The 23,748-nt window shown below is 70.4% G+C and carries 19 protein-coding genes; 15 read left to right on the top strand and 4 right to left on the bottom strand.

Translation table 11 applies throughout. The features are described 5' to 3' along the window. Positions 1-103: 103 nt before the first annotated feature. The 3 genes from HKD39_RS03090 (at position 104) to HKD39_RS03080 (ending at position 3,372) form a co-directional block, all read left to right on the top strand. Positions 104-844, top strand: a complete 741-nt coding sequence (locus tag HKD39_RS03090; protein ID WP_171198315.1) for a GntR family transcriptional regulator — start codon at positions 104-106, stop codon at positions 842-844. Positions 845-1,009: 165 nt separating this feature from the next. Then, the gene (gene aspS, locus HKD39_RS03085) at positions 1,010-2,914 is read left to right on the top strand and encodes an aspartate--tRNA ligase (protein WP_171198314.1); all 1,905 of its coding nucleotides are present in this window, start codon (positions 1,010-1,012) and stop codon (positions 2,912-2,914) included. Positions 2,915-2,943: 29 nt separating this feature from the next. Further along, positions 2,944-3,372 (top strand): hypothetical protein, encoded by a 429-nt coding sequence (locus HKD39_RS03080; RefSeq protein WP_171198313.1) that lies wholly within the window; start codon positions 2,944-2,946, stop codon positions 3,370-3,372. A 5-nt stretch (positions 3,373-3,377) separates the two neighbouring features. Here the strand turns inward: HKD39_RS03080 and HKD39_RS03075 are convergent, their stop codons facing one another. Next, positions 3,378-4,319, bottom strand: a complete 942-nt coding sequence (locus HKD39_RS03075) for a LysR family transcriptional regulator (RefSeq protein ID WP_212753804.1) — start codon at positions 4,317-4,319, stop codon at positions 3,378-3,380. On the opposite strand from HKD39_RS03075, the gene mmsB reads away from it, so the two are divergent. The 4 genes from mmsB to HKD39_RS03055 all read left to right on the top strand — a co-directional run bounded on the left by mmsB (position 4,201) and on the right by HKD39_RS03055 (position 9,843). Then, positions 4,201-5,409: a 3-hydroxyisobutyrate dehydrogenase gene (mmsB, locus tag HKD39_RS03070; protein ID WP_343074542.1), complete on the top strand. Its 1,209-nt coding sequence runs from the start codon at positions 4,201-4,203 to the stop codon at positions 5,407-5,409. The genes HKD39_RS03075 and mmsB overlap by 119 nt on opposite strands. Then, on the top strand, positions 5,402-6,850 hold the full coding sequence (locus HKD39_RS03065) for an MFS transporter (RefSeq protein ID WP_171198311.1): 1,449 nt from the start codon (positions 5,402-5,404) through the stop codon (positions 6,848-6,850). The genes mmsB and HKD39_RS03065 overlap by 8 nt, the downstream gene beginning before the upstream one ends. A gap of 110 nt (positions 6,851-6,960) precedes the next feature. After that, positions 6,961-8,406, top strand: coding sequence for an aldehyde dehydrogenase family protein (locus tag HKD39_RS03060; RefSeq protein ID WP_171198439.1), 1,446 nt, complete (start codon positions 6,961-6,963; stop codon positions 8,404-8,406). A 186-nt stretch (positions 8,407-8,592) separates the two neighbouring features. Further along, positions 8,593-9,843, top strand: coding sequence for a replication-associated recombination protein A (locus HKD39_RS03055; RefSeq protein WP_425488411.1), 1,251 nt, complete (start codon positions 8,593-8,595; stop codon positions 9,841-9,843). 11 nt (positions 9,844-9,854) lie between these two features. On the opposite strand, the gene HKD39_RS03050 is transcribed toward HKD39_RS03055, so the two are convergent. Next, the gene (locus HKD39_RS03050) at positions 9,855-10,427 is read right to left on the bottom strand and encodes an HdeD family acid-resistance protein (RefSeq protein WP_171198309.1); all 573 of its coding nucleotides are present in this window, start codon (positions 10,425-10,427) and stop codon (positions 9,855-9,857) included. Between the two features lie 138 nt (positions 10,428-10,565). Here HKD39_RS03050 and HKD39_RS03045 point away from each other — a divergent pair, with 138 nt between their 5' ends. After that, positions 10,566-11,561 carry a quinone oxidoreductase family protein gene (locus tag HKD39_RS03045; protein ID WP_171198308.1) on the top strand — a complete coding sequence of 332 codons (996 nt, stop codon included), beginning with the start codon at positions 10,566-10,568 and terminating at the stop codon, positions 11,559-11,561. Here the strand turns inward: HKD39_RS03045 and HKD39_RS03040 are convergent, their stop codons facing one another. Further along, entirely contained in the window at positions 11,562-13,361 is a 1,800-nt protein-coding gene (locus tag HKD39_RS03040) for a glycoside hydrolase family 13 protein (RefSeq protein WP_171198307.1), read from the bottom strand. 30 nt (positions 13,362-13,391) lie between these two features. Continuing rightward, positions 13,392-16,454 (bottom strand): FAD-binding and (Fe-S)-binding domain-containing protein, encoded by a 3,063-nt coding sequence (locus HKD39_RS03035; RefSeq protein ID WP_171198306.1) that lies wholly within the window; start codon positions 16,452-16,454, stop codon positions 13,392-13,394. 166 nt (positions 16,455-16,620) lie between these two features. Here HKD39_RS03035 and HKD39_RS03030 point away from each other — a divergent pair, with 166 nt between their 5' ends. The 7 genes from HKD39_RS03030 (at position 16,621) to HKD39_RS03000 (ending at position 23,747) form a co-directional block, all read left to right on the top strand. After that, complete coding sequence (locus HKD39_RS03030; protein WP_171198305.1) at positions 16,621-16,959, top strand: hypothetical protein; 339 nt, start codon at positions 16,621-16,623, stop codon at positions 16,957-16,959. A 115-nt stretch (positions 16,960-17,074) separates the two neighbouring features. Next, positions 17,075-19,783: an alanine--tRNA ligase gene (alaS, locus tag HKD39_RS03025; protein WP_171198304.1), complete on the top strand. Its 2,709-nt coding sequence runs from the start codon at positions 17,075-17,077 to the stop codon at positions 19,781-19,783. A gap of 6 nt (positions 19,784-19,789) precedes the next feature. Then, positions 19,790-20,248 carry a Holliday junction resolvase RuvX gene (ruvX, locus tag HKD39_RS03020; protein ID WP_171198303.1) on the top strand — a complete coding sequence of 153 codons (459 nt, stop codon included), beginning with the start codon at positions 19,790-19,792 and terminating at the stop codon, positions 20,246-20,248. Beyond that, on the top strand, positions 20,245-21,594 hold the full coding sequence (mltG, locus tag HKD39_RS03015; protein WP_171198302.1) for an endolytic transglycosylase MltG: 1,350 nt from the start codon (positions 20,245-20,247) through the stop codon (positions 21,592-21,594). The genes ruvX and mltG overlap by 4 nt, the downstream gene beginning before the upstream one ends. Then, positions 21,587-22,441, top strand: a complete 855-nt coding sequence (locus HKD39_RS03010; RefSeq protein WP_171198301.1) for a shikimate dehydrogenase — start codon at positions 21,587-21,589, stop codon at positions 22,439-22,441. Before mltG ends, HKD39_RS03010 begins: the two co-directional genes overlap by 8 nt. 63 nt (positions 22,442-22,504) lie before the next feature. Further along, positions 22,505-23,149 carry a prepilin peptidase gene (locus HKD39_RS03005; RefSeq protein WP_171198300.1) on the top strand — a complete coding sequence of 215 codons (645 nt, stop codon included), beginning with the start codon at positions 22,505-22,507 and terminating at the stop codon, positions 23,147-23,149. 34 nt (positions 23,150-23,183) lie between these two features. Further along, positions 23,184-23,747, top strand: a complete 564-nt coding sequence (locus HKD39_RS03000; protein ID WP_171198299.1) for a hypothetical protein — start codon at positions 23,184-23,186, stop codon at positions 23,745-23,747. Position 23,748: the final 1 nt, after the last annotated feature.

Here is a 23,748-nt window from a genome sequence, read left to right as displayed (position 1 = left end):
CTGCCGGGGCCCGCACCGGGCTGTCAACGCTATGTACTGACATATGCACAGTTTGTCGTGTGGTTGTGGTGCCAGGGGGTTCCGGCGGCTACCATCGCCGGTCATGACAGCGCAGCCGCTGAGCGTGACGATCGACCGGTCGTCCCCGGTACCGCTGTATCACCAACTGGCACAGCAACTTTCCGCCGCTATCAGCAGCGGGGTGTTGCAGCCCGGCGACCCGTTCGAGAACGAGACAGCGCTGGCGCAGCGGCTGCGGTTGTCCCGTCCGACGGTGCGCAGGGCGATCGGCGAGCTGGTCGATCACGGCCTGCTGGTGCGCCGCCGCGGCCTCGGTACAACGGTGGCCAGCCGCAAGGTGCACCGCAGGGCCGAGCTCACCAGCCTGTTCGACGATCTGCAGCGCAGCGGGCGCACTCCGCAGACAACGGTGCTTTCGATGGAGACCACAACGGACGAACGCGCCGCCGCCGCGCTCGACCTGCCGGCCGGGACTCCGCTGCTGGCCGTTGTCCGGCTGCGCACCGCGGACGGCAGCCCGCTTGCGGTGCTGCACAACTGGCTGCCGCCGGCGCTGTCCGATCTCACCGAGACCGAGCTGGCCATCAGGGGTCTGTACGCGCTGCTGCGCGAGCGCGGGGTAAAGCCGGTGGTGGCCAGGCAGTCGATCGGCGCCAGGATGCCGACGGCGACCGAACGTAAACACCTGAAGATCCGCGGTTCCCAGCCGCTGCTCACCATGAGCCGGATGGCGTTCGACGCCCAGGGCGGCGGGATCGAGTTCGGTGACCACGCTTACCGCTCCGACGGCTACACCATCAACCTGATGATCGACGAGAGATGAGCACTGCGAGATGAGCACTGCGAGATGAGCACTGCGAGATGAGCACTGGCTCGGCGCAGTGAGCGGCGGCGCGGCACGCCGTAGGATCGTCGGCGGCTCCGTACCAGCCAACCCGGTACTCCCGACCCGCTCCACCCGCCACCACCGCACCGAAGGACGTTGACTGTGCTGCGTGACCGCCCCGCTGGATCGCTGACCCTCGCCGACGAAGGCACCACCGTCACGCTGGCCGGATGGGTCGGGCGGCGGCGCGACCACGGCGGCGTCATCTTCATCGACTTCCGGGACGCCTCCGGTGTTGTTCAGGTGGTCTTCCGCGAGGGCGAGGCGGCCGAGCGGGCGCACCGGCTGCGCAACGAGTTCTGCCTACAGGTGACCGGGGTGGTGGAGCGGCGGCCCGAGGGCAACGACAACCCCGAGCTGCCCACCGGGCAGGTGGAGATCTCCGTCACCGACTTCGACGTGCTCAGCGAATCGGCGCCGCTGCCGTTCCAGATCGGCGACTCGAGCGGACCGGGCGCGCCCGGCGCCGTCGGCGAGGAAACCCGGCTGCGGTACCGCTATCTCGACCTGCGCAGGCCCGAGCAGGCCGCCAACCTGCGGCTACGTTCGGCCGTGAACGCCGCCGCCCGCGGGGTGCTGGCCGACCACGACTTCGTGGAGATCGAGACCCCGACGTTGACCCGCTCCACGCCGGAGGGCGCCCGCGACTTCCTGGTGCCGGCCCGGCTGCGGCCGGGCAGCTGGTACGCGCTGCCGCAGTCGCCGCAGCTGTTCAAGCAGCTGCTGATGGTGGCCGGGATGGAGCGCTACTACCAGATCGCCCGCTGCTACCGGGACGAGGATTTCCGCGCCGACCGGCAGCCCGAGTTCACCCAGCTCGACGTCGAGATGAGCTTCGTCGACCAGGACGACGTGATCGCGCTGGCCGAACAGGTGCTGGTGGCGCTGTGGAAGCTGATCGGCTACCAGATCCCGACCCCCATCCCGCGGATCAGCTTCACCGACGCGATGAACCGCTACGGCAGCGACAAGCCGGACCTGCGGTTCGACCTTGAGCTCACCGAACTCACCGACTTCTTCTCCGACACCCCGTTCCGGGTGTTCCAGGCGCCCTACGTCGGCGCGGTGGTGCAGCGCGGCGGAGCAGCCACCCCGCGGCGCGGCTTCGACGCCTGGCAGGAATGGGCAAAACAGCGCGGCGCCAAGGGATTGGCGTATGTGACGGTGACCGAAGACGAGCAGGGCCGGCACGTCCTCGGTGGTCCCGTCGCCAAGAACATCTCGGACGCCGAGCGCGCCGGGTTGGCCGAGCAGGTCGGCGCCCAGCCGGGCGACGCGGTGTTCTTCGCCGCCGGCCCGCGGCGGCAGAGCCAGGAACTGCTCGGTGCTGCCCGCAACGAGATCGCCCGTCGTGACGGGCTGATCGACGATGCGCAGTGGTCGTTCGTCTGGGTGGTGGACGCGCCGCTGTTCGAGCCGGCCGCCGACGCCGCCGCGGCCGGTGACGTCGCCGTCGGCAGCGGGGCATGGACGGCGGTGCATCACGCCTTCACCTCGCCGAAACCGGAGTCGATGGACACCTTCGACACCGACCCCGGCAGCGCGCTGGCCTATGCCTACGACATCGTCTGCAACGGCAACGAGATCGGCGGCGGCAGCATCCGTATCCACCGCGCCGATGTGCAGGAGCGGGTGTTCTCGGTGATGGGCCTGACCGAGGACGAGGCGAAGGAAAAGTTCGGGTTCCTGTTGGACGCCTTCAGCTTCGGCGCCCCGCCGCACGGCGGCATCGCCTTCGGCTGGGACCGGATCGTGATGCTGCTGGCCGGTGCCAACTCGCTGCGCGAGGTGATCGCCTTCCCGAAGTCCGGTGGCGGCCACGACCCGCTGACCGGGGCGCCGGCACCCGTCACCGCAGCCCAGCGCAAGGAAGCCGGCGTCGACACCAAGCCGGCCGGTGGTAGCAAACCGGCCGGCCCGGCGAAACCTGCTGAGCCGGCTGCAACGGCCCCAACAGCCGCGTCCGCCGACGGTGCCGAACCGGGGAGTGTGGACAACTCCGGCTGAGCCGGCCGGGATCGATCACCCTGGTGGGCATGAGTTTTGAAGACCTGCCAACGGGCTGGCCCAGCCAGTCGCTGATCGATCCGAACCTGGCCGCCGACGTTGTCGACCTGTGCTGCAGCCTGCGCGACCGGGAGAACAACAGCCTTGCGCTGCTGCTCTGCGACGAGCAGGGCAGGCTGGTGCAGCCGATCTGCCTTGAGCAACTGCCGTCGGCCCCGGACGAGGGGGCGGCGCGGCAGCTCGGCCGGCTGCTGTCCGAGCTGCCGATCCACGGCACCCTGGTCGCCGCGTTCGGTCGCCCCGGCGCCTATCTCGACGACGACACCAGGGCCTGGCACCAAGCCATGATCGAGGCCGGCCGCATGGCGTCGGTACAGCTGCTCGGCTGCTATCTCGCCACCCCGCAGCGCGTGGTGCGGCTGGCCGGGCCGGGGGAGCGGGCCGAGATCGCCGTCTGATCAGGTCAGCCGGGTGGGGCGCCGCGACCGAGCAGCTCGTGCTGGCGGGCGCGTACCTCGGCGCGCAGCTCCTGCATCATCACGGTGGTGGCCGGCCGGCGCAGCGCCCGTGGTGCGAGGCCGGCGATGTAGCGCTGCGAGACGTCCACCTCGGCCCGCAGTACCCGGCGCAGCGACACCTGCGGGTCGGCCAGATACGTTGGCAGCAAACCGATCCCGGCGCCGGCGACGGTGGCGGCCAGCTGCGCGTGCACGCTGGTCGAACCGACCCGCACCTCGAACCCGGGAAACAGCCGGTCGAACACATCCAGCTCAGGCACCCGCAGCAACGACTCGACGTAATAGACCAACTGGTGGCCGGTCAGCTCGGCCATGGTGGCCGGGCTGCCGTGATCGCCCAGGTAGTCGCTGGAGGCGTACAGCCCCAGCCGATACTCGCTGAGCAGCACGGTTTCCCACCTCGGCAACGACGAGCCGAGACCGATCTCGATGTCGGCGCCGTGACCCTGCACCATCGGCCGGGTGGCCGAGATCAGCTCGACGCTGACCCGTGGGTGGGTGCGCACCATCCGCGCCATCGCCGGACCGACGAACTCCGCGGCGAACGCGTCGGGAGCCGAGATCCGGACAAGACCGGACAGCTCACTGACCCCTCCCGGCTGTGCGAGAGTGCGCACCTGCCCGACCGCGTGTTCCACCGTTTCCGATGCGGCCAGCAGCGATCTGCCCAATTCGGTGAGCTCGCAGCCGCGCGCCGAGCGGATCATCACGCGCGCCCCGACGGCGGCCTCCAGTGCGCTGATCCGACGGGAAATGGTGGTGTGGTCCATGCCCAACGAGGCCGCGGCGCCGATCAGGGTGCCGCTACGGGCCACCTCGAGCAGGACGAGCAGATCGTCGGCGCGCAGCACATGGTCCAGCCTGAAGCAGCGAGCGCTGCTGTGCAAGATTGCACAGTCCGTGTGCGAGATCGGCACGGCTCGAATGGTTGGCATCACCGCACCCAGGTCGCAAGATGAGTGCACCTTCAGACAACGGAGTCGTGGAAAGGATGTTCCGGCAATGAACATCGGCTGGATCGGACTGGGCAACATGGGCGCCCCGATGACGGCGAATCTGGTCGCCGCCGGGCATCGGGTGAAGGGTTTCGACCTGAGCGAGCCGGCCAGGGCGGCGGCCGCGGCCGGGGGCGTCACCGTGGTGGAGTCGGTGGCCGACGCGGTGGCCGACGCCGACCTGATCTTCACCATGCTGCCCGCCGGCCAACACGCCAAGGCGGTGATCACCGGCGCCGACGGCGTGCTCGCGAGCGCGCCGCAGACCGCCGTCGTCATCGACTCGTCCACCATCGACATCGACACGGCGCGGGAGCTGCACAACGCGGCGGCCGGCGCCGGGTTCCGGTTCCTGGACGCCCCGGTCTCCGGCGGTGTCTCCGGCGCCGCTGCCGGCACCCTCACCTTCATGGTCGGCGGCGACGCCGACGTGTTGGACGTGGCCCGCCCGGCGATCGAGGTGATGGCCGGCAAGATCTTCCACTGCGGCGGACCGGGCAACGGACAGGCCGCGAAGATCACCAACAACATGATGCTCGGCATCTGCCTGCAGGCCACCTGCGAGGGTGCGGTGCTGGCCGAGCGGCTCGGGCTGGACGCCCAGACCTTCTACCAACTCGCCTCGGTCTCGTCCGGCGACAGCTGGGCGCTGCGCACCTGGTACCCGATCGCCGGGGTCACCGACACCGCAGCGGTGAACCGGGATTTCGAGGGTGGCTTCGCGACCGCCTTGCTGCGCAAGGACATCGGCCTCGCGCTGCAGGCCGGCGACACCACCGGCACCCCGCTGGCCTTCGCCCAGGCGGTGTCCGACCGGCTCGACCAGCTGGTGGAAAAGGGTTGGGAGAACAAGGATTGCGCCATCATGGTCCGCCTTGTTGACGGCTCAGACGGCTCAGACGGCTCAGACGGCTCAGCCGGGACCCAGCCCGGCCCGGCAGCCGGGACGACAGCGCAGCAGCAAGGAGCCCGCGATGAGTGACCTCAGCAAGAACCCGCCGGCTGTCGGCACCGTGTCCGCCGAGGCGAAACCCCCCGCCGGCTGGGGCAAACTCCGCCGGATCGTTGCGGCGTCGATGGCCGGCACCGTTGTCGAGTGGTACGAGTTCTTCGTATACGGCACCGCCGTGGCACTCGGCGTCTTCAACGTGGTGTTCTTCCCCGGCGAGACCGCCAAAACCGGCCTGATCTACGGCTTCTCCACCTACGCCATCGGGTTCATCGCCCGGCCGCTCGGCGGCATCGTGTTCGGGCACTTCGGCGACCGCATCGGCCGAAAGACGTTGCTGCAGCTGTCGATCCTCATCGTCGGCGTCGCCACCTTCCTGATGGGCTGCATCCCCAGCTACAACAGCATCGGTTACGCAGCGGCCGTCATCCTTGTGGTGCTGCGCTTCATCCAGGGTTTCGCCGTCGGCGGTGAGTGGGGCGGAGCGGTGCTGCTGATCTCCGAGCATGCGCCGAACGACAAACGCGCCTTCTACGGCAGCTTCCCGCAGGTCGGGGTGCCGTTGGGCAACTTCATCGCCACCGTGGTGATGCTGGTGCTGAACGCGGTGCTCACCCAGGACCAGTTCTACAGCTGGGGCTGGCGGGTGGCGTTCTGGCTGTCGGCGGTCATCGTGCTGATCGGTTGGTGGATCCGCCGCAGCGTCGAAGACGCGCCGATCTTCAAGGCGGCGCAGCAGCGCGAAGAACAGTTGGAGTCCAACAGGATCGCCTTCATCGACGTGTTCAAGCACTACCCGCGGCAGATCATCGTGTCGATGCTGGTGCGGGCCGGCGAGAACGTCCTCTACTACACCGTGGTGACGTTCTCGATCACCTATCTCACCGGCGTCGGCATACCGGCGGTGCCGATCCTCGGCTTCATGCTGATCGCGCACGGCCTCGAGATCTTCTGGATCCCGCTGGTGGCGTCCTGGGCCGACCGGATCGGCCGCCGGCCGATCTATCTGATCGGCGCGCTCGGCATGATCGGCTATGCCTGGGTCGGTTTCCTGCTCTTCGACGGCAGCCGCAACCACGGCTCGTACCTGTGGTTCACCCTCGGGCTGGTGCTCGGGGTGTTCATCCACGGCCTGATGTATTCGGTGCAGCCGGCGCTGATGAGCGAGATGTTCCCCACCAAGATCCGTTACACCGCAGTGTCTATCGGCGCGCAACTCACCAGCGTGTTCTCCGGCTCGATAGCCCCGCTGATCGGGGTGGCGCTGCTGGGTAACGTGGCAGCCAAGGGCACACCGGTCGACGAGATCACCAGTGCCAACTCGACCTGGGGCTGGGTCGCGGTGTACATCGCGGCGATGGGCCTGGTGTCCGTCATCGGTACGTTGCTGTACCGCGAGACCAAGGGTCAGGACCTGGCCGAGGTCGACGCTGCCGATCCGCGGCTGGCGAAGACCGCGAACCGGGTCGGCTGACACCGATCGAAGGAGCTTGTGACATGACCACCACCGCACCGCAGTCCAGCAGTGCCGGCGCCGCCACCACCAACGACAACGCCGACAACGTGGCCGTCCCCGACGTCGCCATGCACGTCGGCGGCGAGGCGGTCACCGCTGAGGCCGGCGAATGGATCGACGTGGTCTCGGCCGGACGTCGGTCGGTCACCCTTGCCAGGGTGCCGCGCGGGCGGGAGGCGGACGCCGACAAGGCGGTGCAGGCAGCGCGGGCGGCCTTCCCGGCCTGGCGTGACCTGCACTTCAAGGAGCGGCAGAAGGCGCTGGGGAAGGTGGCCGATGCGTTGGCTGACGCCGCCGAGGAACTGGCGGTGCTCACCGCCAAGGACACCGGCAACGCCATCCGCACCCAGGCCAGGCCGGAGGCGCAGACCCTCGTCGACCTGTTCAGGTACTTCGCCGGAGTGGCCGGCGAGTTCAAGGGCGTCACACTGCCGGCCGGCGAACGGCAACTGCAGTACACCAGGCGGGAACCGCTCGGCGTCGTCGCCGGGATCCTGCCCTGGAACTCGCCGCTGATGATCGCCGGCTTCAAGACCCCGGCGGCGCTGGCCGCCGGCAACACCATCGTGTTGAAGGCCGCCGAGGACGCACCGCTGACCATCCTGCGGATGGCCGAGATCGCCGCCGAGTTCCTGCCGCCGGGTGTGCTCAACGTTGTCACCGGCTACGGCGCCGAGATCGGCGAGGCGCTGGTGCAGCACCCCGACGTCGACAAGGTGTCGTTCACCGGTTCCACCGGCGTCGGCAAGCACGTGGCGTCCGCGGCGGGCGAGCGGCTGGCCCACATGTCGCTGGAGCTGGGCGGCAAAAGCCCGTCGATCGTGTTCCCGTCGGCCGCCCAGAACCCTGAGATGATCGACACCCTGGCGCAGAACCTGTTGCTGTCCACCAGGTTTGCCCGGCAGGGCCAGTCGTGCACGGCAGGTTCGCGGCTGTTCATCCACGCCGACGTCTACGACCAGGTGCTGGCCGCGGTGTCCGAGAAGGCCGCTGCCATGAAGGTCGGCGACCCGCTGGACGAGGCCACCGACATGGGCGCCATCATCAACGAGAAGCAGTTCAACCGGATCAACGAGTACATCACCGACGGCAAGGGCCAGGACGGTGTGCAACTGGCCGTCGACAAGTCCACCGACATCCCCGACGATCTCGACGGCTTCTACCAGGGCCCGACCATCTTCTCGATGGGCGACAACTCCTGGCGGGTGGCGCAGGAGGAAATCTTCGGGCCGGTGCTGGTCGCCATCCCGTGGACCGACCGCGACGAGGTGATCAGGATGGCCAACGACTCGCACTACGGGCTGGCCGCCTACGTCTGGTCGGACGACCTTGACGAGGCCCTCGACACCGCGCACCGCATCGACTCCGGCTGGGTGCAGGTGAACCAGGGCGGCGGCCAGGTGATCGGCCAGGCCTACGGGGGCTACAAGCAGTCCGGCATCGGCCGTGAGGTTTCCCTCGAGGGCGCCATGGAGGGCTTCACCCAGGTCAAGCAGATCAACATCAAGTACTGATCTGGGGTGATGACGGACGTCGCTGTCGGACGTCTTGGGTACCGTCGAGTGGACATGACGGAACAGGGACTCTTCGACGCGCCAGCGGCGTCGGGTGCCGGCTCGGCGCCCGACGGCGGGGCCGGCAGCGCGGGGCAGTGGCGGCCGGGTCAACCGGTCGACCCGAACGCGCCGCTGGCGGTGCGGATGCGGCCGGCCACGCTGGACGAGGTGCTCGGCCAGCAGCACCTGCTCGGGCCGGGGGCGCCGCTGCGCCGGCTGGTGGAGGGCGGGGCGCCGTCGTCGATGCTGTTGTACGGCCCGCCAGGCACCGGCAAGACCACCCTTGCCACCCTGGTTGCCGGCGCCGCCGGCCGCCGCTTCGCGCAGCTGTCGGCGCTATCCGCCGGCGTCAAAGAGGTGCGCGCCGTCATCGCCGAAGCCAGAGAGTCGTTGCGCCGCACCGGCGATCAGACGGTGCTGTTCATCGACGAGGTGCACCGCTTCTCCAAGACCCAGCAGGACTCGCTGCTCGGCGCAGTGGAGGACCGCACCGTCATCCTGATCGGCGCCACCACCGAGAACCCGTTCTTCTCGGTGGTCTCGCCGCTGCTGTCGCGTTCGCTGGTGCTGCAGCTGCGCCCACTCACCGACGACGACCTCGCCGAGCTGATCGACCGCGCGCTCGCCGACGAGCGTGGCCTCGGCGGCCGATTCCAACTCGCCGACGAGGCCAAGGCCCACCTGATCGCGCTCGGCGGCGGCGACGCCAGGCGCAGCCTCACCGCGCTGGAAGCCGCCGCCGACGGCGTCGGCTCGTCATCCGTCATCGATCTCGAAGCGGTGGAACGCGCCCTCGACAAGGCCGCGGTGCGCTACGACCGCGACGGCGACCAGCACTACGACGTGATCAGTGCCTTCATCAAGTCGATCCGCGGCAGCGACGTCGACGCCGCCCTGCACTACCTTGCCAGGATGATCGAGGCCGGCGAAGACCCTCGCTTCATCGCCCGCCGGCTGATGGTGCACGCCAGCGAAGACATCGGCATGGCCGACCCGACCGCGCTGCCGACCGCGGTGGCCGCCGCCCAAGTGGTGCAGCTGGTCGGCCTGCCGGAAGCCAGAATCGGCTTGGCGCAGGCCACCATCCACCTTGCGATGGCGCCGAAGTCGAACTCGGTGATCACCGCGATCGATGCCGCCATGGCCGACGTGCGGGCCGGCAAGGCCGGGCTGGTGCCGCCCGATCTGCGCGACGGCCACTATCCAGGCGCCGCAAAACTGGGCAACCACCAGAACTACATCTACCCACACAATCGTCCCGAAGGCGTTGCGCAGCAACAGTATCCGCCCGATCAGCTGGTGGGTGTCGACTACTACCAGCCGGTCGCCAGGGGAGCCGAGCGGCCGGTCGCCGAGCGATTGCCCAAGCTCCGTAAGGCAATCCGCGGCCGGTAGCCGTCAGAGCGTTACCGGCCGACGGTGGCGTCAGTGCGTTCGGTGGCCTTCGCCGGCAGGTTGAACAGCGCGACGATGCTCACGATGATCAGCAAGATGGCACCCCAGGTGATGAACACCGCAAGGGTGAGCCCCGGCAGCGTGAACATGATGATGCCGGCGATGATCGACAGCACACCGGACACGAACGACAACCACCGCGGGCCCACGGTGGTGCCCCGGAAGCCGAGCATCAGATCGTGCACCCCTGAGAAGATCCAGCCGACGCCGATCACGATGGCCAGCACCACCAACGCGTCACCCGGATGGAACAGGCAGATGAACCCTGCAATCACGATCAACACCCCGAGGACGCCGAGCAGCGCCCTCGAACCGCCGGACAGCTCGGTGGCGCTGAAGGCCATCACGATCCGGAAGATGCCGGCGACAATCAGCGCGAAGCCGAACAGCAGCGCGATCACCAACAACGTCGGCCCCGGCCAGAACAGCGCGATCAGACCCAGAGCGATGCCGACAATGGCATTGATGATCACCGTCGTGCGGATCGAGTTGAACAAACCGGCGCCGGTCAACGGAGCTGTCATGACTGTTACCTCCCGGGTAGACGGGGCGACCGGCATCGGCCGGGCGTCTGGGAATATTCGACACCCGATCGGTGCTCAACACGAGTTGAAACACCAACAAAATTCGATGTTCCTGCGGACGTTCAAGGAGCCAGTGGGATGAGCGCAGCCGATACCCAGCAGGTCAATGCGATCCAGTACAGCCGCACCGGCGGACCCGACGTGCTTCAGTACACCCAGGTGCCGCTGCCGGCTCCGCGCTCCGGCGAGGTCACCGTCGACATTGCCGCCGCCGGAGTGAACTTCATCGACATCTACCAGCGTGAGGGCCGCTATCCGATGCAGCTGCCGGCCGTGGCCGGCAGCGAGGGCGCCGGCACCGTGCAAGCGGTCGGGCCGGACGTCACCGGGGTACGGGTGGGCGACCGGGTGGCGTGGGAATCACTGCCGGGCTCGTACGCCGACGCGGTGACCGGTCCGGCCGATCGGCTGGTCGCGGTACCGGAGCACGTCGAGCTGAAGCAGGCCGCAGCGGTGCCGCTGCAGGGATTCACCGCGCACTACCTGGCCCGCGACAGCTATCGCATCCAGCCGGGCGACACCGTGCTGATCCATGCCGGTGCCGGCGGGGTCGGGCTGCTGCTCACCCAGATCGCCAAGATCCTCGGCGCCACCGTCATCAGCACCGTGTCCACCGCCGACAAGGCCGAGCTGAGCAGCCGGGCCGGCGCCGACCACGTCATCGTCGGCTACCAGAACATCCCGGGCACCGTCCGCGATCTCACCGACGGCACCGGCGTCGCCGCCGTCTACGACGGCGTCGGCCAGGCGACCTTCGACGACTCGCTCGCCAGCCTCGCCACCCGCGGCACGCTGGTGCTCTTCGGCGCCGCCAGTGGCCCCGTCGCCCCGGTCGATCCGCAACGGCTGAACGCCGCCGGCTCACTGTTCCTGACCAGGCCGACCCTGAAAGACCACGTGGCGAGCCGTGACGAACTGCTGCGCCGCGCCGACGAGGTGTTCGGCTGGATCGCCGACGGCAGGCTCACCGTGTCGATCGGCGCCGAGTACCCGCTACCGGACGCCGCGCGGGCGCAGGACGACCTGGCCGCGCGGCGCACCACCGGCAAGCTGCTACTGATCCCTGAGCACTGATCAGGTCCGCACCCAGACCGTGGTCTCCGGCGGCAGCAAACCGTCGTCGGTGAGCGGACCGGAACTGATCAGCACCTCGCCGGCCGGGACGGCGATCGGCGCGTCGCCGAGGTTGGCGACAACACCGACCCCCGCGTTGCTGAACGCGACCGCGGTGTCCGGCTGCTCGGCCGCCCACTGCAGCGCGCCGTCACCGAGACCGTTCTCCTTCCGCAGCCGCAGCGCAGCGCGGTACATCTCCAGTGTCGAGTCCGCCTTGCCGGCCTGCTGGTCGCGGGCCAGCTCGCGGTACGAATCCGGTTGCGGCAACCAGGTTTTGCCGGTCTCGTTGAAACCGAGGGCTGGCGCGTCGGCCTGCCACGAGATCGGCACCCGGCAGCCGTCCCGGCCCACCTCCGTGCCACCGGAACGCCGGAACACCGGATCCTGCCGGAACTCCGGCGCCATCGTGGTGTTGTCGGGCAGGCCGAGTTCCTCACCCTGGTACAGGTAGGCGGAGCCGGGCAGCGCCAGCATCATCAGGGTCGCGGCCCTGGCCCGGCGCAACCCGCGGGCGGCGTCCGGCTGCGGGTCGTCGGGGCCGATGCCGTTGGGACGGTCGACGTAGTCGATGCCGAAGCGGGAGGCATGCCGGATCACGTCGTGGTTGCTGAGCACCCAGGTGGACGGGGCGCCGACGCTGCCGGCGGTGGCCAGCGAGGCGTCGATGACGGTGCGCAGCGTCTTGGCGTCCCAGCGGGCGGACAGGAACTCGAAGTTGAAGGCCTGCTGCATCTCGTCCGGCCGGATGTAACGGGCCAGCCGGGACAGCGGCGACACCCAGGCCTCGGCGACCATCATGCGGTCGCCCGGGTACTCGTCGAGGATCCGCCGCCAGTCGCGGTAGATCTCGTGCACGCCGTCCTGGTCCCAGGCGGGGGAGTAGTTGGAGTACAGCGACCGGTCGGTCACCGCCGGCTCGTCGGACGACGCCTGCGGAGCCGCCGACGCCTCCGACGCGGTCACCTGCTGGCCGGGCTGGGCCGCTCCCGCCCCCTCCGCCTCGACCACCGGAGCCTGTGCCATCACAGCGGTTTCGGCGTCCTCCGCCTCGTCCGGCAGACCGGCCTGCTTGACCATGCCGTGCGCAACGTCGACCCGGAAGCCGTCGACGCCGCGGTCCAGCCAGAACCGCAGCACCTGACGGAACTCCTCCTTGACCTCCTCGTTGGTCCAGTCGAAGTCGGGCTGCTTGGTGTCGAACAGGTGCAGGTACCACTGCCCTGGCCGGCCGTCGGCCTCGGTGACCCTGGTCCAGGCCGGCCCGCCGAACACCGAGCGCCAGTTGTTGGGCGGCTCGTCGCCGTTCGGCCCGCGACCGTCCCGGAACAGATACCTGGCCCGCTCCGGTGAACCGGGAGCCGCCCGCAGCGCCGCCTGGAACCACGGATGTTCGTCGGAGGAGTGGTTGGGCACCAGGTCGACGATCAGCCGCAGCCCCAGCTCACGGGCCTTGGCCGCCATCGCATCGAAGTCGGCGAGGGTGCCGAAAATCGGATCGACGTCGCGGTAGTCGGCCACGTCGTACCCGGCGTCGGCCTGCGGTGAGGTGTAGAACGGCGACAACCACACCGCATCCACCCCGAGATCGGCCAGCGCCGGCAACTGCGAGGTGATGCCGGGCAGGTCGCCCACCCCGTTGCCGTCGGCGTCGGCGAAGCTGCGTGGATAGATCTGATACACAACGGCCGAGCGCCACCACTCCGGGTCGGTGCGAGTGCCGGCGGCTGCCGGCTGGTCGAGGGTGTCCGCTGAAGTCATGGCGCCAAGCGTAAAGGCAGCTGGCCGCGGCTACTGAATCGATCCCCGGCGCTGCAGCCCGGCCCTGATCAGCGCCGCCACCGTGACCGGATCCGACTCGGTCGCCTCGGACAACTGGGTGTACTGGGTCAGGCACGAGAAGCCGTCCATCGCGATGCGCCCGGCGCCCGCGGTCTGCGCCTGGGCGCGCAGCTTGGGCAGCCACTGCTGCTCGCCGATCTGCCGGCCCAGCGCCGACGTCTCAGCCGCGAAGCCGAACGAACCGGCAAGGCCGCAGCAGCCGGCATCCGCCACCGCCGCGGGATATCCCAAGGCGGTCAAGGCATCTCGGTCGAAGCCGATGCCAACGGTGGCCCGGCCGTGGCAGTGCGGGTGCACCAGCACCGGTTCCGGTGCCGCCCCGTCCGGCTGGTCGGGGCTGCGCGGGTCGAGCACGCCGGTGACGACAAGATGCTCGGCCAGCGAGCGGGCCAACCCGGCCAGGCGCGCCGCCCGCGGGTCGTCCGGCAGTAGCTGCGGCAGCTCGTCGCGGAACGCCGCAAGGCAGCTCGGCTCCGGCACCACCACCGGAATCCCTTGCGAGGTAAACGGATCGACAATGTCCAGCACCTTGCGCAGCGATGTGCGGGCCAGCGACAGCATGCCGGGGTCGTACAGGGTGCGGCCGCAGCAGGCCCACTCGGTCGGCACATGCACGCTCTCACCGGCCAGTTGCAGCGCCGCAAGGGTGTCGCTGCCCAGCTGCGGATCGAAGACGTCGGTGAAGGTGTCGGGCCAGAGCACCACGCTCGGCCGCCCGGTGGTGGTGGGCGGTGCGCCATCGGTCTTACCGCGTCGCACATCCCTGCGCACCGTGGCGCGGAACGACTTTCCGGCGAACCGCGGCGCCGGCCGGCTGGTGGTGACCCCCGCGGTGCGGCGCACCAGCGACGACAGCGCCGGCATGGCCAGCACCCTGTTGGCCACCGCGGGGATCTTCGCCGCCAGCCTGGACGCCCACGGCAGCAACCCGAGCGCGAACATGTGCCGTGGCCGGAGCCTGCCGGAATAGTAGTGCGCGTTGAACTCGCTCTTGTAGGTAGCCATGTCGACGCCGGTCGGGCAGTCGACAGCACATCCCTTGCAGGCCAAGCACAACGACAACGCGTCGTGCACATCGTCGTTGCGCCAACTCTCCGCAGAAATCTCGCCGGCGAACATCTCCTGCAGGGCCTTGGCCCTGCCCCTGGTCGAGTGCCGTTCGTCGCGGGTGGCCCGGTACGACGGGCACATCACCCCGAGGTCGTCGCGCCGGCACCGGCCGACGCCGACGCATCGTTCCGCGGCCTCGACGATCGAGCCGTTGTCCCGCGGCAGCGCATGGATGGTGAGCTTGCCGAGGGCTGAAACATGGTGCGTCGGGCCGTGTTTGAGGTTGGTGTCCAACGGAAACGGATCGACCAGCTTGCCAGGGTTGAGCATCCCGGCAGGATCGAACAGCGACTTCAGCGATCGGAACGCCTCGATGATCTCGGGGCCGAACATCCGGCCGAGCAGTTCGCCGCGGGCCTGCCCGTCACCGTGCTCACCCGACACCGACCCGCCGAGTTCGGCGACCACGTCGGCCGCCCGCTCGATGAACGAACGATAGGCACGCAAGCCTTCGGCGCTGTGGAAGTCGAACGGGTTGCGGGTGTGCACGCAGCCCTGGCCGAAGTGCCCGTACCACGCGCCCGAATACCCGTACTCGGCCCACAGCGCGGTGATCCGGCGCAGGTACTCGCCGAGCCGGTCCGGCGGCACCGCCGCGTCCTCCCAGCCCTCGTGGTTCGGCGGCCGCCCCGGCGGCCGGGCGGTGGCCGCCAGCCCGGACTCGCGCACCGACCAGATCTGTTTCACCTCGACCGGATCGCTGATCCGCTTGGCCGCCACCCCGGCGGGCAGCCCGGCGATGAACTCGGTGACCCTGCGCTCGGCGACGTCAGGGTCGTCGTCGCCGATCTCGGCCAGCAGCCAGCCGTGGCCGGGCGGCAGCAGCGCGATGCCCTCGGTGTTCAGCCCGATCGCCGCTGACTGGTCGATCAACGTCTGGTCCATGCCCTCAAGACCCAGCAGGCCGAAAGCCACCAGCGACGGCACCGCGTCCGCGGCCAAGAAGATGTCGTCGTAGCCCAGCACCACAAGGTGCCGCTGCGCCGGCGACGGAGCCAGGTCCAGCTCGGCCTCCACCACCAGCGCCAGCGTCGACTCCGAGCCGACCAACAACCTGGCCAGGTCGGCGGGCCGGCCCGGCAGCACCTGATCGAGGTTGTAGCCGGACACCCGCCGCGGGATGTCAGGGAAGCGCTCGGTCACCAGTTCGGCGTACCGCCGGCCCAGCTCGCGGGCCCCGCCGAGCAGCCGTGCCAGCTCGCCGCCGCTGCTGTCGGACTCCGAACCCGCCTCGGCGATCACCTCCGCGTAGCCGGCGTCGTCGTAGCGGCCCACCCAGAAGTCGGCACCGGAGGCGGTGACGATACGCAGCCGGCGCACGTTGTCGACGGTCTTGCCGGCATACAACGCGTGGGTGCCGCACGAGTTGTTGCCGATCATCCCGCCGAGGGTGCACCAGGCATGGGTGGCGGGGTCGGGTCCGAAGGTGAGCCCGAACTCCTCGGCCGCGGCCCGCAGATCGTCAAGGACGAGACCCGGCTGCACCCTGGCCACCCTGCGCGCGGGGTCGATGTCGAGGATCGCGTTCATGAAGCGCGAGAAGTCAAGCACCACACCGACATTGACGGTCTGACCGGCGAGTCCGGTGCCGGCGCCGCGGCCCAGTACCGCGGCGCCGACCGCCGCGCACTCGGTGACAACGGTCTGCACGTCCCGCGCCGAGCGGGGAAAGACCACGCCGAGCGGGATCTGCCGATAGTTGGACGAGTCAGTGGCGTACACCGCCCTGGTGGCGTCGTCGAACGCCACGACGCCGTCGATCTTCGCGGCGATGCTGCGGCCCAAGGCCACCCTGCTGGACTCGTCGACGGTGTTGCGGTCGACGTACGTCCCCGGCGCGCCTGCCGGCGGCGCGGCGGACGGCTCGGGGGACGCCGGCTCCGGCGGCGCTACTGCTGTCATGCCTCCAGTGTTCCCGGTCCGGATGCCGGGATGAAACCAGGGTTCAGGTCTGCGGGCCCGGCCCCGCGCCCGTCGTCCGGGTTGCGCCGATTCGGTAGGCTCCATTGCGCCGCAACCCCCACCGCACCCACAGCCGCCAACCGCCGCCAAACCGCCAAGGAGAGCCGTGAAGAGCAGGTACGTGTTCACCGCCGGCGTCGTCCTCGGCGTCGCGGCCACCCGCCGCACCCGCAGGGCCAAGATCGCCGCCCGCGACGCGCTGAAGGCCAAGCTGACCCCGTCGGCCATCGCCGCCGACGTCGCCGACTCCATCGCGGAGCTGGGCAACGCGGTCGGCTCGTTCTACGCCGACGTCAAGCAGGGGGCGGCGAACCGGCGCGCCTCCTACCGCCCGGTGATCGACGATGCCCGCGGCAGTGTGCTGCTGCTGCCGCCCGAGCAGATGCCGCAGCAACTCGCCGAGACCGCGGCCGCTACCGAGCGGCCGGAGCGTCGCTCGGCCTGACCGGCCGGCGCTGCACCTCCGGCCGCGCCCCGACAGCCGGCCCTTCGCGTGGCCTCGCCTGGTTCGGCCCCGTCCCGACCCGCGGCCCGCGCCCACATGGAAAGCAAGCACCACAATGCAGACTCACGAGATTCGCCAGCGCTTCCTTGATCATTTCGAACGCACCGGCCACACGGTGGTGCCGTCGGCCTCACTGATCAGCCCCGATCCCGCGCTGCTGTTCATCATTGCCGGGATGGCGCCGATGGTGCCGTACTTCCTCGGCCAGGCCACGCCCCCGTCCGACAAGCTCACCAGCGTGCAGAAGTGTGTGCGCACCCTCGACATCGACAACGTCGGGCACACCACAAGGCACAACACCTTTTTCCAAATGGCCGGCAACTTCTCGTTCGGCGACTACTTCAAGGCCGGTGCCATCGAGCACGCCTGGAAGCTGGTCACCGGATCGGTCGACGACGGCGGCTACGGCTTCGACCCCGACCGGATCTGGGTGACGGTCTACAACAAGGACGACGAGTCCCGCGCGCTCTGGCGCGATATCGCCGGGCTGCCGGACGAGCGCATCCAGGACCGGGACGGCGAGGACAACTACTGGGACATGGGCGTGCCGGGTCCTGGCGGCCCGAACTCCGAGATCTACTACGACCGCGGGCCCGAGTACGGCGCCGAGGGTGGGCCGGTGGTGGACGAGGACCGCTACCTGGAGATCTGGAACCTGGTCTTCATGCAGGACATCCGCGGCGAGCAGAGCCCCAAGTACGGCGCCGATCCGGTCGGCAGCCTGCCGCAGAAGAACATCGACACCGGTCTCGGCATCGAACGGGTCGCGGTGCTGCTGCAGGGTGTCGACAACGTCTACGAGACCGACCTGCTGCGGCCGATCATCGGTACCGCGGAGCAGCTCTCCGGCCGCAGCTATGTCGGCGGGGGAGACGATCACGGCCCGGCCAGCCCTGACGACGTGCGCTTCCGGGTGATCGCCGACCACATCCGCTCTTCGGTGATGCTGATCGGCGACGGTGTCACCCCCGGGAACGAGGGCCGCGGCTACGTGCTGCGCAGGTTGCTGCGCCGCACCGTGCGGGCGGCCAGGCTGTTGGGCGTCACCGAGCCGGTGATGCCGCTGCTGACCGCGCAGGTGCGTGACCTGATGAGCCCGTCGTACCCCGAGCTTGCCGAGGACTACGGCCGCATCGAGGAGATCGCCGCGACCGAGGAGCAGGCCTTCCTGAAGACACTCAGCTCCGGCACCAAGCTCTTCGAATCCACTGCGGCGCAAGCGAAATCGGCCAACTCCAGCACCGTCACCGGACAGTCGGCGTTCACCCTGCACGACACCTACGGCTTCCCGATCGACCTCACCCTCGAGATGGCGTCGGAGTCGGGCCTGCAGGTAGATGTCGAGGGCTTCACCAAGCTGATGGACGAGCAGAAGGCCCGCGCCCGCGCCGACGCCAAGGCCCGCAAGGGCGGCGTCACTTCGGCGCCGGTGTTCACCGAGCTGCTGGAGACCGGCGGCCCCACCGAGTTCACCGGCTACTCCGAGCTGGAATCCGAGGGCACCGTCCGCGGGTTGGTCCGCGACGGCGAGCGGATCGCCAGCGCCGGCAGCGGCGACATCGTCGAGCTGGTCCTCGACCGCACCCCGCTGTACGCCGAGTCCGGCGGGCAGGAGTCCGACGCCGGCAGCATTCTCGGCGCGAACGCCGCCGCCGAGGTGCTCGACGTGCAGAAAGTGGGCCGCAAGCTCTGGGTGCACCAGGTGCGGATCACCGACGGCGAGCTGCGCGAGGGTGAGCAGGTGGTCGCCAAGGTCGACCCGGAGTGGCGCACCGGCGCCCGGCAGGCGCACTCGGGCACCCATGTGGTGCACGCCGCGCTGCGCGAGGTGCTCGGCCCCAAGGCCCTGCAGTCCGGCTCCTACAACAAGCCCGGATATCTGCGGCTGGACTTCGCCTGGCCGTCCGGGCTGTCCGCCGCCACCCGCAGCGAGATCGAGGACGTCGCCAACCTCGCGGTCCGCAAGGACCTCCCGGTGAGCGTCGAGTACACCTCGCTGCCGCAGGCCCGCGAGATGGGCGCGCTGGCGCTGTTCGGCGAGACCTACGACGAAACCGTCAGGGTGGTGGAGATCGGCGGCCCGTGGTCCATCGAGTTGTGCGGCGGCACCCACGTCGAGCACTCCAGCCAGATCGGGCCGGTGTCGCTGCTCGGCGAGTCCAGCGTCGGCTCCGGCGTGCGCCGGGTGGAGGCGGCCGTCGGCATCGAGGCCTTCCGTGGACTCGTCGCCGAGCGCGCGCTGATCACCGAGCTGGCCGGCATGCTCAAGGTGCCGGCCGCCGAGGTACCCGGCCGGGTGGAGCAGCTGGTCGAGCGGCTGCGCACCGTCGAGAAGGAACTTGACTCGATGCGCGCCGCCGCGGTGCTGGCCTCCGCCGGAACGCTGGCCGACGCCGCCGAACAGCTCGGTGACCTGCGCCTGGTGGCCGGTACCGCGCCGGAGGGTGTGAGCGGCGGCGAGCTGCGCAACCTGGCCACCGACGTGCGTGGCCGGTTCGGTGGTTCCCCCGGGGTGGTGGCGCTGTTCGCGGCCAGCGGCGGCAGCGTTTCCTTCGTTGTCGCCTGCACCGCCGCGGCGGTTGACGCCGGGCTGAAGGCCGGCGACCTGGTGAAGACCTTCCTGCCGGAGATCGACGGTCGCGGTGGCGGCCGTCCCGAACTCGCGCAGGGCGGCGGCAGCAAACCCGCGGGTATCCCGGCTGCCGTCGCCGCCGTGCGCTCCGCCGTAGTCGAGCACGTCGGGGCCGATCGGGTGAAGCGTTAGCCGCAGGTGGCCGAGCAGAGTAGCCGTGGGGTGCGCGTCGGCGTCGATGTCGGCAGCGTCCGGGTAGGAGTCGCCGCCAGTGACCCTGACGGGCTCTTGGCGACCCCGGTGGTCACGCTGCGGCGGGAGCGCGCCGGGGCCGACCTTGACGCGTTGGCCGAACTCATCGTCGAGTATGGGGCGGTGGAGATCGTTGTCGGCCTGCCCCGCACGCTGCGTGGCCAGGACGGCAAGGCCGTCGCCGCCGCACGCGACTACGCGACCCGGCTGACCAGGACGCTGGAGCGGGTCGGCGCGCCGGTGCCGCTGGTGTTCGTCGACGAACGGCTGACCAGCGTGACGGCCAACCGGCAACTCGCCGAACGCGGTGTGCGCAGCCGGCACCGCCGGTCGGTGGTCGACCAGGCCGCCGCCGTCGCCATCCTGCAGGCCCGGCTGGACGCGCTCAGGACGGGCGTCGGATGACCGACCAGCAGGATGACCACCTCGGGCTGTTCGGGATCGGCGCCGACGCCGCACCACATGCCAAGCGTCCGGTCCGACGCCGGCGCGGTGCGGCGCCGCCCACGCCGGCAGGGCCGGCGCCGGACCTCGACCCGGGCGCCGTGCGCTCGGCCCTGGCCAGCCGCGCGGGTGGCGCACCGGTGACGGCGCCGACGCCGGTGGTGCCGGCCGGTCGCCGGCGGCGCAGGTGGTCGGTGCTCATCGCGCTGCTGGTGCTCGCGCTGATCGCCGGCGGCCTCGCGGTCGGCTTCACCCTGTGGCGGCGCACCCCGGCAGCGGCGATCGCTGACTTCGCCGGGCCGGGCGACTCGACGGTGATCATCCAGATCCAGTCCGGCGACGGAGTTCCGGTGATAGCCGAGACGCTGGCACGGGCGCAGGTGGTGGCCAGCGCCGATGCCTTTGCCAGCACGGCGGAGGACGACGCCGACGTGATGGCCCTGCCGCCCGGCTACTACCGGGTGCGCCAGCACGCCTCCGCGGCGGCCGCCGCCGACGAGTTGGTGAACCCGGCCAACCGGGTCGGTCAGGTGCGCCTCAACCCCGGCGGCAGGCTGGCCGACATCACCGCGGGTTCGCGCACCGTGCCCGGGTACCTGAGCCAGATCGCCGCTGCCGCTTGCGTTCCGGTCGACCAGCGGAGGCGCTGCGTCACCGCGGCGGAACTGCAGCAGGCGGCCAGCACCACCCCGGCCGCGCAGCTCGGAGTGGTGAGCTGGGCGGTGGCCGACGTCGATGGGGCGCCGGAGAAGGACAAGCGGCTGGAGGGGATGATCGTCCCCGGCGACTACAACATCCCGCCCAACGCCGACGCGGTCACCACCCTCAAGGCCGTGATCAGCGCGTCGGCGGTTGAGTTCAACTCCGGCAACATCGTCGCGGCGGCGGCCGCCCAGCGGATGACCCCGTACCGGGCGCTGATCGTCGGGTCGGTGGTGCAGCAGGAGGTGCTGACCCCTGACATGCCGGCAGCGGCCAGGGTGATCTACAACCGGCTGAGCAAGCCGATGCCGCTGCAGATGGACTCGACGGTGAACTATGCGGCCGGGCACGCCCAGATCGCCACCGCCGCCGCCGAGCGCAGCAATCCCAGCCCGTACAACACCTATGTGCACCAGGGGCTGCCGCCGACGCCGATCAGCTCGCCGGGTCCCGATGCCATGGACGCGGCGCTGAGCCCGCCGCCGGGGCCGTGGCTGTTCTTCGTCAAGGTGGACAAGGCCGGGGCCTCGTGCTTCAGCACCACCATCGCCCAGCACCAGCAGTGTGTGGAAAAGGCAAGGGCGGCCGGGGTTTTCGATGGCTGACCGCCCCGAGCTGGCCGTGCTCGGGCAGCCGGTCGCGCACTCGTTGTCGCCGGCGCTGCACACCGCGGCGTTCGCCGCCGTCCAAGACCCGTACTGGCGCCGCGCCCGCTACCGGGCCATCGAGTGCGACGAACGGCAGCTGCCAGGGCTGGTCGCCGGTCTCGACCGACACTGGCGCGGGCTGTCCGTGACGATGCCGGGCAAGCCGGCAGCCGCGGCCGTCGCCGAACGGCGCAGCGCAACGGTCGAACAGCTCGGCGTGGCAAACACGTTGGTGCGCACCGAGTCCGGCGGCTGGCTGGCCGACAACACCGACGTCGACGGGGTGCTCGGCGCCTTGCGCGCACACGGGATCACCGCCCCGGCGGAGGTGCTGCTGCTGGGCGGCGGCGGCACCGCGAAGGCGGTGGTGGCAGCTCTGGCCCGGCTTGGCACCCGCCGGCTGGTGGTGGCCGGACGCCGACCAGAGTCGAGGGCCGAGGTGGTGCGGCAGGCCAGCTCGGCCGGCATCACGGTCGCGGAGTCCGACTTCACCGCCGCGGCGGTGCGGGCGGCCGGCGGTGCCGATGTCGAGCTGGCGGTGTCGACGGTGCCGGCCGGTGCCGCCGACCCGCTGGCCGGCCCGCTCGCCTCGGTGCCGGCCCTGCTCGATGCCATCTACCATCCGTGGCCGACCAGACTGGCCGCCGCCGGCGCAGCCGGCCGGGTCACCGTCACCGGCCTCGACATGCTGCTGCATCAGGCTTTCCGGCAGTTCGAACTGTTCACCTCGTTACCGGCACCGCGCGCCGCGATGCGCCGGGCGCTGCTGGACGCCACCGGGCTGCCGCTGCCGCTGCCGGTCTGAGGCGGCGGCGCCGGGTGTGCACAGCCCCGACCCGAATCGGCGATCCGTGACACGCTGACCGGCATGGACGGCTGGTCGGCTGCGGCAGTGGCTGCGGTGGTGGGCGCGGCCGTGGTGCTGGGTGCCGCCGCCGGCCGGCTGTCGCGGCTACTGCTGGCCCGGCTGCGCCGCGGCACCAGGCTGCCGCCCTGGCCGTTGGAGGCCGCGACCGCGGTGCTGGCGGGGGCCGGCTGTCTGTTGACCATCGACCAGCCGGGTCGGCTGCTGCTGGTGTGTTGGCTGAGCTGGTGGGGCGCGGCGCTGGCTGCGGTGGATCTGCGGCACCACCGGCTGCCGGATGCGCTCACCGTTCCCGGCATCGGGGGCTCCGCCGGGCTGGTGCTGCTGGCAACCTTGATCGACGCCGATTCCGGAAACGTGTTGCGAGGCTTGATCTGTGCCGTGGTGACCAGCGGCCTGTTCGCCATGCTCGCGCTGGCCGCACCCGCAGCGATGGGCTGGGGCGATGTGAAGCTGGTGGCGTCGCTGGCGCTGCTCACCGGCTACGTCGGGGTGCCGACGCTGGTGCTCGCGCTGGCCTGCGGGTTCGTGCTCGCCGCCGTGGTGGCGCTGGCCGGCATCGCGTTGCGGCATTGGACGATGCGGTCGGCCATCGCCTTCGGGCCGTTCCTGATCGCCGGCAGTTGGCTCGCGCTGGTGTTGAGCTGACCGACGGCCAAGGCTCGGTCGGTACCGTGGCGCCGTGGTCTACAACGAGCGTCGTCGCAGCAGTCCGGCGCTGTTCGCCGGGATCGTCGCTGGGCTCGGTGGGGCCGCGGCCATCGTCGGTGCGGTGCTGCCGTGGATCAGCACGACGGGCGAGGGCGGGCGGATCGGCATCAGCGGCTTGGGCTCGATCACCGGCAGTCAGTTGGGCGGCAGCAACCTGAACGATCTGATCGCCATCGGCGGGGTCGGCAGCTACCGGCCCGGCCTGGTCGGGCTGGTCGCCGGCATCATCACGGTGCTGCTCGGCATCGGCATCGTGCTGGCCGCGGCCGGCGGGGTGCGTGGGTCCAGGCCGTGGCGCTGGGTGTCGCTGCCGCTGCTGCTGCTCGGGGTGCTGACCGCCGGGTGGGGCCTGTGGCGGACGTTCGCGCCGGGGACGGCCGCCGGGGTGCTGGCCGCCGGCGACGCCGCGGCCGGTGCCGGGCCGGTGGTGTCGGCGATCGGCGGCGTGCTGATGCTGGTCGCCGGTGGCTGGTTGCTGTCCGGCCGGGCCGATCCGGCGCCGGTGACGCGGCGCAGCGCCGGCATCCAGCGCTGAG

Source organism: Nakamurella aerolata, assembly GCF_013002705.1.
Lineage (GTDB): Bacteria > Actinomycetota > Actinomycetes > Mycobacteriales > Nakamurellaceae > Nakamurella > Nakamurella aerolata.
This window is presented reverse-complemented; position numbering and strand designations above follow the sequence as displayed.

Excerpts from the sequence above, each read along its gene's own strand:
- HKD39_RS03090 (WP_171198315.1), top strand. The coding sequence starts at position 104 with ATGACAGCGCAGCCGCTGAGCGTGACGATCGACCGGTCGTCCCCGGTA.
- HKD39_RS03080 (WP_171198313.1), top strand. The coding sequence starts at position 2,944 with ATGAGTTTTGAAGACCTGCCAACGGGCTGGCCCAGCCAGTCGCTGATC.
- mmsB (WP_343074542.1), top strand. The coding sequence starts at position 4,201 with ATGCCCAACGAGGCCGCGGCGCCGATCAGGGTGCCGCTACGGGCCACC.
- HKD39_RS03065 (WP_171198311.1), top strand. The coding sequence starts at position 5,402 with ATGAGTGACCTCAGCAAGAACCCGCCGGCTGTCGGCACCGTGTCCGCC.
- HKD39_RS03060 (WP_171198439.1), top strand. The coding sequence starts at position 6,961 with ATGCACGTCGGCGGCGAGGCGGTCACCGCTGAGGCCGGCGAATGGATC.
- HKD39_RS03055 (WP_425488411.1), top strand. The coding sequence starts at position 8,593 with ATGCGGCCGGCCACGCTGGACGAGGTGCTCGGCCAGCAGCACCTGCTC.
- HKD39_RS03050 (WP_171198309.1), bottom strand. The coding sequence starts at position 10,427 with ATGACAGCTCCGTTGACCGGCGCCGGTTTGTTCAACTCGATCCGCACG.
- HKD39_RS03045 (WP_171198308.1), top strand. The coding sequence starts at position 10,566 with ATGAGCGCAGCCGATACCCAGCAGGTCAATGCGATCCAGTACAGCCGC.
- HKD39_RS03040 (WP_171198307.1), bottom strand. The coding sequence starts at position 13,361 with ATGACTTCAGCGGACACCCTCGACCAGCCGGCAGCCGCCGGCACTCGC.
- HKD39_RS03035 (WP_171198306.1), bottom strand. The coding sequence starts at position 16,454 with ATGACAGCAGTAGCGCCGCCGGAGCCGGCGTCCCCCGAGCCGTCCGCC.
- alaS (WP_171198304.1), top strand. The coding sequence starts at position 17,075 with ATGCAGACTCACGAGATTCGCCAGCGCTTCCTTGATCATTTCGAACGC.
- mltG (WP_171198302.1), top strand. The coding sequence starts at position 20,245 with ATGACCGACCAGCAGGATGACCACCTCGGGCTGTTCGGGATCGGCGCC.
- HKD39_RS03010 (WP_171198301.1), top strand. The coding sequence starts at position 21,587 with ATGGCTGACCGCCCCGAGCTGGCCGTGCTCGGGCAGCCGGTCGCGCAC.
- HKD39_RS03005 (WP_171198300.1), top strand. The coding sequence starts at position 22,505 with ATGGACGGCTGGTCGGCTGCGGCAGTGGCTGCGGTGGTGGGCGCGGCC.